The organism is uncultured Campylobacter sp. (genome assembly GCF_937997595.1).
Lineage (GTDB): Bacteria > Campylobacterota > Campylobacteria > Campylobacterales > Campylobacteraceae > Campylobacter_B.
On sequence record NZ_CALKTS010000055.1, the window covers coordinates 1 to 9,336 of the forward strand.

Sequence of the window (9,336 nt, forward strand, 5' to 3'; positions counted from 1 at the left end):
ATTTAGATATAATACTAAAACTACACAGGAAAACTTATATCAGAAACTGTTGAAATTGATAAGAGAGAATCCGCTTAAGTTTAATTGAGCCAAAATTTATATTATAAAACGCCCAAATTTTCAATTGCTTTAAATTTCTTTTAATGACTTTTCGTTAATATTCTAATCAAAATTACGGTGGTAAAAAAAAGTGACAGATAAAAGCCCGGGTGAAAAATTGAGGGATATTAGGAAGGCTTGCCATTTATCTCAAGAGCGATTTGGTAATGCGTTAGGGATAACCAAAAGCAGCATAAATGCTTATGAGCATAATATAAACCCAATTCACGGAATGATAAAATTCAAGATTATACAAGCGACAGGTATAGGCTGGGATTATTTTGACACAAATATGGATTTTTATGAAGCTTGCGAAAAATATAAATTAAATCCAATGGATTTAAAATTGAGATCGCTAACAGAATGCATTGTCTCTTTTTACGATTCCGTCACTAATTTCGTTGCCAAAGAAAAGCCTATAGAGCAAAAAAGTTCAAGGATTGAAATCATAGATTTTATTACTAAGTATAAAAATTCTGAATGTTGCCTAGTAAAAGTAAAAGGCGGCGAAGGTGGTTTTATAGCACAAGAAGGGGATATATTAGTTATACTTACCGATGAAAAGCCACTTACGGGAGAATGGGTTATCGTCAAATACGCAGATAATGCTTTTATTGTTCAGTTTTTAATTGCTTCGCGTAATAAAGTAAGATTAAAATCCTTTTTATATGACTTCGAATTAAGCGACACCGATTTTAACGAGAGAATAGAAGTCATAGGTATAATAAAATCTAAAATCTCAATTAGCACTAAGATTCAAGAAACCATACCGGATTATTTAAGAAAATAGTGTATTATTGCTGTTTGCAATGGATGATCTTTGACGAAAAATAAAGTTTATAAAAAGTAAATAGGGGCATAATTAGGGGTCTTTATGCTAGCTTAAATTACAAAACCCTTTCTACAGCGATATTTTAACTATAAAAACGGGTGCAATCGGGCCACCATTTAAGCTATTTTTAAATTTTAATCACTTCATTTTTGCGCACAACACTTATCTTAAATTTAGTTATTCCGACCCCTTTCATTTTTATTTTAGATATAATTTTTCCAAAATAATACGAGATCGATTAGCCGATCGATAAGGTAAATTTTATCGGCAACCGATTAAATTTAGAAAGGAGTATCGGAGATATATGGGACAGTATGTTATAAAAACCTTAGACTACTGCGCAGAAAAGGGACTGCAGCTACAATGGGAAAAGGACTTCGCAATCTCCGTCAATGCTCTCGAAAACGAAGTTACTATAAGGGCGAATAAAAGCGGGCTTATATCTCTTGCCAGGCATTTGCTTACTTTAGCGCAAGATTCCGTGCCGAAACATTCGCATATACATCTGGATGAGTATAATTCGCTTGAGGAGGGCTCGGCGGAACTTATAAACCAAAAAGATACCGAGCGATAAAGAGAAATTTTATGCTGAAGAAAAGGCGACAATGAGAGATAAACACATTGTAGAGTTATTATCCTCCGCAATCGAAGGAGACGGGATCATATCCGTAGTATTTAAATTTTTCCATATAGATTGGGGATACACGCTAGAGGAGCTTGATCTAATTATAAATTTTGGTATAAAAAATGGCGATCTTCTTATAGAAGATATGCATGATGAAAATAAGCACTACGACAAAATAGATTGGCGGCTAGATAATGTGTATCAAGAGATCGTTATGGTAGATATTTACAAATATATGCCATTGCTATTTTCTAAACATCCGACGGTACCGGATCCTTATAAGCAGTTCATTACGGAATGAAATTTGCGTATGACAGCACGGATAAAACTATAAAATTTAAGGATCGGACGGTATGGCGCAAATACGATGAATAAAGCAAAGCATAACGAAAAGGAGCGGCAAAATGTCAGATAGAATCGGCTCCTTTTTTCTTGGTGTAGTATGCTTTTTATACCTTATAATTTTTTCAGTAAATAAAAATATAAAGATAGGCGAGAAATATATTAAATTTGATGATGCAGGTAGTTTATGGATATTGCCCGCAACCGTATTTTTAATAGCGGGTATTTGCTTCTTTTACCTCGCCTTCCGCTCTGAAAAGAGTATAAAAAGATACCCAGAGTATATGTGGTGTGCAGACTGCGGCAAATTTTACCGATACGAGGACGTCAAAGATACCGATCAAATTTGCCCGGACTGCGGCAAAAAGCTTACGGAGTATAATGACGGCGACTACTGGAAAAGAAACGCCTCCGATCAAAGCGCTAAAACTCCGAAGATCAAAAAGCGTAAATTTAAAAAGCGATGAAATTTTGATTTGTTATACGAGGAATATATAAAAATGCTAAATAGAATTTTTGCATTAATCGGCTTTTTCGCTTTTTTCGCATGGGGACTGGCGACCGTTCTATCGGGGGAAGTTGATATAAAACCCTATTTTATGGCATCAGCAAAATTTGATAGTATATATCTGCGTATAATAATTGGAACTTTATGCTTTGCGGCGTGCGTTTTCTTTGCATATCTCGCATTTCGCTCCGAAAAAAGCATAAAATATTATCCTAAATTTATGCGTTGCAAAGGGTGTTTTAAATTTTATAATTTCTCGGACGTTAAAGATAGGAGCGTTTGCCCTAAATGCGGAGGCGAGCTGCAAGATTATGCCGAGATAGAAAAGTGGAATCAAGCAGAAAAGAATAAAAAGCTTGAAAGATATTATAAATTTGAAAAAGAGTGGCTAAAGAGGGTGAGTCATGATAAAAATAATTGATGCGCAAGCAAAATCAAAAAGGCCATATGGAAAAAAATGAGCGCTAGGATAGGTTTAATACTTTTGGTCGCATTTTAGACGGGTATGATTTTAGGGATTGAGTAAATTTTAAAAATTCCAGCTAGATTTGCTTTGCAAATTTGCCGCTTTAAGAAATAAAAACCGCTAAAGAGTCTAAATTTAAAACCGAAATTTTACCGCGCTACGTAAAACGCTCGAAATTAAAATTTCATCCAATCTACGCCAAAATTTTAAAAAATCTATCTTTAATCTTTGAAATTTATTATTATTTAATCAAGAGAAATTATAATATAGCATTTGCAAATCATTCGCAAAATTCTAATTTTGACTAGGGGAGAGTGATGTTTAAGAAATTTTATCTTTCAAATGCCGCAATCGCGCTAAGTTTGTGCGCCACATTGCAACTAAACGGAGCCGAAAACAACGCTACGTCCGAAAATATCGGCGCGTCCGGCGCGGGAGCGGTAAATTCCGCAGCTCCTAAAAACGCTTCCGGCGCGAACGCCACAAAGCTGGGCACCATCGTAGTTACCGCAACGGGCTTTGAGGATATGCTTAAAAACGAGGTTCGCAACGTCTCGGTCATCACCGCGGAGGATATGGAAAACCGCGGCTACCGCGATCTGCGCGAAATTTTAGAAAAGGCGCCGGGGGTTAGCTTTAATGGTAGGTCAGTTGATCTACGCGGGCAAGGTGCGAAAGCCAATACCTCCGTCAAGGTCCTTCTTAACGGAGTCGCGCTCAATATGATCGACACGACGCCGACGAGCATCCCGATCGATCTCGTTCCGATCGAAGATATCGAGCGCGTGGAGATCATCCCCGGCGGCGGTAGCGTGCTTTACGGCAGCGGCACCAGCGGCGGCGTGATAAATATCATCACAAAAAAAGGCGCAAAATACCCATACGCCAATGTCTCTACCAAGATCGCGTCGTATAATTATAAAGATATAAATTTCGGCGTAGGCGGGAATGTGAGTGAAAATCTATTTCTAAAGACCGCAATAAAGGGCTTTGATCAGCATGGATATCGCAAGGGCGAAAGAGAGCGAGGCTACTATACATCATTTGGACTAAATTATAAAATTTCAGATGATCAAAGCCTATCTTTTAATCCGAGCTTTTATCGCGCTAGGACGCATGATGTACCGGGTTTAGGGCTTGTTGAGCTCAAGAAAGATCGTCGTCAACAAGGAGGCGAGAGGACCTTTACCAAAAGCACGCGACTAAATTTTGACTTGGATTATGCGGTGAAATTCGGCGATAGATTTGAAGCAAATTTACAGCCTTATTACCAAGATATTAGAATTTTACAAAAGGGCTTTGTGATGAAAGATCGCAAAGAGGGGGCAAATTTAAAGGGCAAGCTTACCTATGATAACGATGAGCTCATAGTTGGATATGATTATCTTAAAAATAAGGGCTTCCGCAGGATCGATTTTACCACTTCGATGAATCCTATGATGAGCCTTTCGCAGCTTACGATCTTTGATATGCAAAAACAGACGCACTCGGTTTATGCCTTAGAAAAGCACGACTTCACAGAGCTGTTTTCACTTAGTGCGGGCGGGCGTTTTGAGCGCGCCGAATACAAAGTAGATCGCGAAGTCTCTACGACGATGCGTAGGATGGGGCGCATATTTCATACTCAAGAAAGCACGCACGTAACGGATCATAAAAACAACTACGCTTTTGAGATCACGCCGAATTTTAATTATTCTAAAGACGGCAATGTCTATTTTAAATTTGAGCGAGGCTATATCTCGCCGGGTCCTAATCAGCTCATCGATAAGCTAAGTTCTAGCGGCCCTTACGTGCTTAATAACCTCAAATCCGAAACCTTTAAAACCTACGAGATCGGCATGAAGGATCTAATCTATGGGCAATACGTAAGCGCGACGCTATTTTGGACCGATACGAAAAACGAGATCGTAAACGAGCTACTCGGTAGCGGCTTTAATAGCGGTTGGCATTTCATCAATATCGACGAGACGCGCCGCAAGGGCGTGGAGCTGTATGCGGAGCAAAGTCTGCTTTCAAATTTAAAGCTCAGCGAGACCTTTTCATACGTGGACGCCAAGATCCAATCCGGCGCAAATAAAGGCAAACAGGTTCCGCTGGTGGAGCGCTCGAAGTTCGTTTTGGGCGTCGATTACGAGCCGATTAGAAATTTAACGCTGATGAGCGATTTTAAATATTTCTCATCATCGCACGACGCCAACCACGATAGGATCGATTCGCGCACGATCGTAGATCTGGGCGCTGCGTACCGCTTCGCAAGTGGGTTTTTGATAAGCGCCGGAGTCAAAAACGTCTTTGACGAGGAGTACAATTACAACCAAAATTTACGCGCAGACGACTATACCCCGGCTCCAGGGCGCAATTACTACGCGGAGTTTAAATACACCTATTAGCGTGCGTTTAAATTTAAGCGAGGTTTGAGCTGCGAAATTTAAAATTTACGGGCGAAATTTAAAATTTCGCCGCCGCGCGCTTTGCCGCCGCGCGCTTAAATTTAATAAAAGGAGCAAAGATGAAACCGGACTATAAAAACTGGGTGCCTAAGGGCATGATCGCGAGCTTTGCCGTGGGTGCGGGCGTGGCGTTAGTTTTGTTTTTGATTTTCGGCGTTTGCGGCGCTTTTGTTGGCGGCGTGCTGAGGTGGTTTCTTGCCGGGCTTTTCGGCGCAGCGGCGCTGGTTTTGGGCTGCTTTACGATCTACTGCGTCGTGTGGTACCGCGCGTTTGATTACGGCGGTAAGCGTCAGCTTTCGCGCGCGATCGTAGAGGGCACGGCGAAATACGTGGATCTGCCCGAGGGCGGGCGCGGGCTGGACGTGGGCTGCGGCAGCGGCGCGCTAACTATCGCCGTGGCTAAGCGCAACCCGCACGCATCGGTGCTAGGCGTCGATCGCTGGGGCTTTGAATACGCGTCTTTTAACAAGCAGCTGTGCGAATCCAACGCGCGCGCCGAAGGGGTGCAAAACACTAGCTTCGAGCAGGCCGACGCCACGCAGCTGCCCTTTGAGGACGGCAGCTTCGATGCGGTTACAAGCAACTACGTCTATCACAACATCATGCGCAAGGACCGCCAGGCGCTGCTTTTAGAGACGCTCCGCGTGCTTAAAAAGGGCGGCAGCTTCGCGATCCACGATCTTTTCTCGCGCGGAAACTACGGCGACATGGATGCTTTCATAGCACGGCTTAAGGAGCAGGGCTACGAGCGGGTCGAGCTTATAGATACGACGCAGGGGCTTTTTATGAGCCCACGCGAAGCCAAATGGCTGATGCTAGGTAGCTCAAAGCTTCTGGTGGGTAAAAAATAGAGGATCTTTGTAAATTTGATAAGTTAATGTTACGAATATCTTTTATGGCTCTACCGTTTTGACTTCTATCCCCAGCAGGTTGCCTAGGGTAGACGGCTTTTTAAATTTCGCCCAAATCTCGCTCACGACAAAATGTCCGTCCTTGCTAAAAGGCTTAACTTCCGAACCGAAAAACATCTCGCTGCGCGCTCTTTCGCAGTATTTTATATAGTTTGCGTGATAGACTATGCCGCCCGCATCGGTATCTTCGTAGTAGATTCGTATCTTCATTACATCATTCTCCTTTTTTGCACCCAAGCATATTATTTCTAAATAATTAATGTTTTTATAATATTTAAGTAGTCAAAAATTTTTTCTTTAGGGGGCCTTTCTTCTTCTTTCTTAATCGCTCTTTTAGCACTATTAAATTCTACTGGCATTATCGTTTTAATCGTAAAACAAAGACTGGGCTTTCCCTCACTATTCTTACCAATATCAAACGCAATAGGCATGAATATATCATTAATCACAATATGAAATCCTTTGCTTAAATTTTTCCTGATTTCATCATAATTACTTTGATTATGCATTAACTCACTGCAAAGGCTATCATACATAGACAAACATCTTAACAAGATCGGTCTTATCATTGAAAATAAAAATTTTTTAACTTTATCTGGTGTGGATAGCTCTTTGATATTACATCTTTCAATAAATCGCAATAGGGCATGAAAAGAAAAATTTATAAATATCCTCTTATATATCATTCCGTCAGTCAGGCTAAATATAATATCAAATCCAATATATTTATAGTCCTCTTCGATTATTTTATTAGTAGAACTATCATCTGGATTTTTTTTCATAATTAACGTTACATCCGCATATACAAATTCCCATTTTTTTGTGTTTGGTCGATAATGCTCCAATATAATTATATGCTTCTCTTTTTGAAGTTTTTCAACATGCCGTCTTGCAATAACTTTTCTTCTATTGTCATTAATTGAAAAATAATTGATTTTTGGGCCTTCCCTAAAACAATCAATTATACTTTGCGCAATAGCTCTTTTTGATTTATTTTCAAATATGTTCATTCAAATTTTACCTCACTATTTATACAATACTCCGCCGCATAGATATATTTTCTTAGGTTATTTACACTCTTCCAAAGAGTGGCTTTTAAAAATTTGATCAAATTTTAGTTTGACATATCCCCCGGCAATTTTAAATTTTTATTTTTCATTATACATTAAAATTTACGTAATAGCTTTACTTAATGAACGCTTGATGAATTTTACTTTGCTTTATATATAATTCATTCGTCTTTTATGCCATTAGGTCGTATTTAATGTCGTGAGCAATCATTAAAGGATGATCGTAAAAAATCGAAAAAAGCATGGTATAACCTAAATACCTATGCAAGCGTAAGCAAGATATTATGGAATAGCATTCGTTTTTTTTGGTGATACTAGCTCGTTTAAAGTGAGAATAGTGCCAAAATGTCACTTTGCCTATATGCGCAGCGATTTCATCAAGGTCGTTGCCGCCGCGATTGAAACGGCATTATTCAAATTTTATATGGACAATTACGCTTTATGCAGTGAACAGCGCAGAATTGGGTGCATTAATTCAAAAGACTGGGAGGAAATTTCATAAGTTACAGAAATGCATATCTGAAGGTTGGATTTCACCGAATTTAAACGCGATATAGGCTAAAGCAACCGTAGTCGGTGCGTACGGCCAAAAACTCCTCGTCGTTTATGCGCTCAAATTTCGCCTCGCAGCGCTTCACGACGTGCGAGAGCTCAAAGCTAAGACGCAAATTTCCGCCTTTTAGATTGATGATGCGGGCTTTGTCGTACTTTATTAACGCCAGCCTCGAACCGTCCTCGCTAATGCAAAGCTCGTCTGCCTCGGCGTATTCGCCCTGCAACCACGCGGGCTTTAGTCGCTCGCCGCTTGTAGCGTCAAGGCAAACTAGCTTGCCCGTGTAGCGCTCCTTGCCTAATATCGAGCCGTCAGCTAAAAAGCAAATTTTATCAAAAATGCCGAAGTCGCCTTTTATCTCGTTTAAAATTTCGCCATTTATCGTGCTTAAAATTTTGATCTCGTTTTGCTTGCAGTGAAGCGCCAGCCGCGTGCCGTCATCGCTAATCGCGGCGCAAAGGATCGGCGTATAGCTTTTCATTTCGGATTTGTACTCGCTAAGAGGCGAAATCTCGCCGCCGCGAAAAGTGAAAATTTGACCCAACATCGCAAACGCCGCCGTATCTTTAGAGGCGCAAACGAAACTCGTAAATTCTTTGCTGTTTTTAAAGTTCAACCATTGAGAGAGATTGCTAAATTCGCCCGTTGCGGGATCAAATTTAAAGATAAAATGATCCAGATCCAAAAGCAAAACCTCGCCCGCGCGCTCCGCCTGCCATGCAAGTGGCTTTGGCAAGAGGGTCTGCTGCTTTACGGCGCCGCTCGCGTCCAGCCCGATGAGAAAGTCATCCAGCGCGCCGCCCTCTTTATGGCCGCCGCATTTATATATGAAAAATTCGCCGCCCGCGCCAGCAAAGGCTAGCGCGCCCGTGTATCCGCCGCCGATGTAAACGTGCAGGCTCGTTTCGCCAGGCCTCGCATCCGCGTTTTGCATGACGTAGCCCTTTTTTAGGCTCTCCCACTCCTTTTTTATGCAGGCTTTTTGCGCCTCGTCCGCGCTTGCAAACTCCTTTTGCGTCTGCCTAGTTTTGCCGTTTTTGACGCTCTCGCTGATTAAAATTTTGCCCTCTACGCGCAAATTTAGGCGGTCACCGCCGCTTAAATTTATTAAATTTTTCATTTTCGCTCCTGCGAATTAGTTTTAAAAATTATCGCAAAGCGGCGCTTAAAAGCCGCTAAATATCGATAATGCCGAGGTGCGAGAGCAAAATTTTAACTCCGATTAGGACCAAAATCACGCCGCCTAAAACGAGCGCCTTTGAGTGCAGGTATTCGCCCGTGAGCTTGCCTGCGTAGCACGCCGCGACGCACAGCGCGAAGCAGACGAGCCCGATTATGCAACAGGCGTAGAGGATGTTTATCTCGCCAAACGCAAAGGTCACGCCCACGGCCATCGCGTCGATGCTGGTTGCGATCGCGCCCAGTACCAGCTCCTTCGTGCTTAGGCGTAGAGCTGGCTCGTCCTGCTCGCGGCGGGATT

Annotated in this window: 11 protein-coding genes and 1 pseudogene; 8 read left to right on the forward strand and 4 right to left on the reverse strand. The window is 41.6% G+C overall.

What is annotated here, in order from left to right:
* From Q0614_RS01610 to Q0614_RS01645, 8 genes and pseudogenes are all read left to right on the forward strand, one after another.
* Positions 1-88, forward strand: a pseudogene (locus tag Q0614_RS01610) (IS1595 family transposase); the annotation flags it as partial.
* A gap of 102 nt (positions 89-190) precedes the next feature.
* On the forward strand, positions 191-889 hold the full coding sequence (locus tag Q0614_RS01615) for a helix-turn-helix transcriptional regulator (protein WP_298786046.1): 699 nt from the start codon (positions 191-193) through the stop codon (positions 887-889).
* A gap of 346 nt (positions 890-1,235) precedes the next feature.
* The gene (locus tag Q0614_RS01620) at positions 1,236-1,505 is read left to right on the forward strand and encodes a hypothetical protein (protein ID WP_298786048.1); all 270 of its coding nucleotides are present in this window, start codon (positions 1,236-1,238) and stop codon (positions 1,503-1,505) included.
* A gap of 31 nt (positions 1,506-1,536) precedes the next feature.
* Positions 1,537-1,857, forward strand: coding sequence for a hypothetical protein (locus tag Q0614_RS01625; protein ID WP_298786050.1), 321 nt, complete (start codon positions 1,537-1,539; stop codon positions 1,855-1,857).
* 103 nt (positions 1,858-1,960) lie between these two features.
* Positions 1,961-2,365, forward strand: a complete 405-nt coding sequence (locus Q0614_RS01630; protein WP_298786052.1) for a hypothetical protein — start codon at positions 1,961-1,963, stop codon at positions 2,363-2,365.
* 33 nt (positions 2,366-2,398) lie between these two features.
* Positions 2,399-2,827 (forward strand): hypothetical protein, encoded by a 429-nt coding sequence (locus Q0614_RS01635; RefSeq protein WP_298786054.1) that lies wholly within the window; start codon positions 2,399-2,401, stop codon positions 2,825-2,827.
* 362 nt (positions 2,828-3,189) lie between these two features.
* Complete coding sequence (locus Q0614_RS01640; protein WP_298786056.1) at positions 3,190-5,262, forward strand: TonB-dependent receptor; 2,073 nt, start codon at positions 3,190-3,192, stop codon at positions 5,260-5,262.
* 119 nt (positions 5,263-5,381) lie between these two features.
* A complete protein-coding gene (locus Q0614_RS01645) occupies positions 5,382-6,173 on the forward strand; it encodes a class I SAM-dependent methyltransferase (protein WP_298786058.1) in 792 nt (263 codons plus the stop codon).
* A gap of 42 nt (positions 6,174-6,215) precedes the next feature.
* Here Q0614_RS01645 and Q0614_RS01650 read toward each other — a convergent pair whose 3' ends face one another.
* From Q0614_RS01650 to Q0614_RS01665, 4 genes are all read right to left on the reverse strand, one after another.
* Positions 6,216-6,443 carry a hotdog domain-containing protein gene (locus tag Q0614_RS01650; protein WP_298786060.1) on the reverse strand — a complete coding sequence of 76 codons (228 nt, stop codon included), beginning with the start codon at positions 6,441-6,443 and terminating at the stop codon, positions 6,216-6,218.
* A gap of 38 nt (positions 6,444-6,481) precedes the next feature.
* Positions 6,482-7,243 carry a hypothetical protein gene (locus tag Q0614_RS01655; RefSeq protein WP_298786061.1) on the reverse strand — a complete coding sequence of 254 codons (762 nt, stop codon included), beginning with the start codon at positions 7,241-7,243 and terminating at the stop codon, positions 6,482-6,484.
* A gap of 602 nt (positions 7,244-7,845) precedes the next feature.
* The gene (locus tag Q0614_RS01660; protein ID WP_298786062.1) at positions 7,846-8,976 is read right to left on the reverse strand and encodes a hypothetical protein; all 1,131 of its coding nucleotides are present in this window, start codon (positions 8,974-8,976) and stop codon (positions 7,846-7,848) included.
* A 55-nt stretch (positions 8,977-9,031) separates the two neighbouring features.
* Positions 9,032-9,336, reverse strand: a 305-nt coding sequence (locus tag Q0614_RS01665; RefSeq protein ID WP_298786064.1) for a manganese efflux pump, incomplete at its 5' end; no start/stop codon positions are given.

Coding starts and splice junctions, on each gene's coding strand:
- Q0614_RS01620 (WP_298786048.1), top strand. CDS start 1,236: ATGGGACAGTATGTTATAAAAACCTTAGACTACTGCGCAGAAAAGGGA.
- Q0614_RS01660 (WP_298786062.1), bottom strand. CDS start 8,976: ATGAAAAATTTAATAAATTTAAGCGGCGGTGACCGCCTAAATTTGCGC.
- Q0614_RS01635 (WP_298786054.1), top strand. CDS start 2,399: ATGCTAAATAGAATTTTTGCATTAATCGGCTTTTTCGCTTTTTTCGCA.
- Q0614_RS01655 (WP_298786061.1), bottom strand. CDS start 7,243: ATGAACATATTTGAAAATAAATCAAAAAGAGCTATTGCGCAAAGTATA.
- Q0614_RS01625 (WP_298786050.1), top strand. CDS start 1,537: ATGAGAGATAAACACATTGTAGAGTTATTATCCTCCGCAATCGAAGGA.
- Q0614_RS01630 (WP_298786052.1), top strand. CDS start 1,961: ATGTCAGATAGAATCGGCTCCTTTTTTCTTGGTGTAGTATGCTTTTTA.
- Q0614_RS01640 (WP_298786056.1), top strand. CDS start 3,190: ATGTTTAAGAAATTTTATCTTTCAAATGCCGCAATCGCGCTAAGTTTG.
- Q0614_RS01650 (WP_298786060.1), bottom strand. CDS start 6,443: ATGAAGATACGAATCTACTACGAAGATACCGATGCGGGCGGCATAGTC.
- Q0614_RS01645 (WP_298786058.1), top strand. CDS start 5,382: ATGAAACCGGACTATAAAAACTGGGTGCCTAAGGGCATGATCGCGAGC.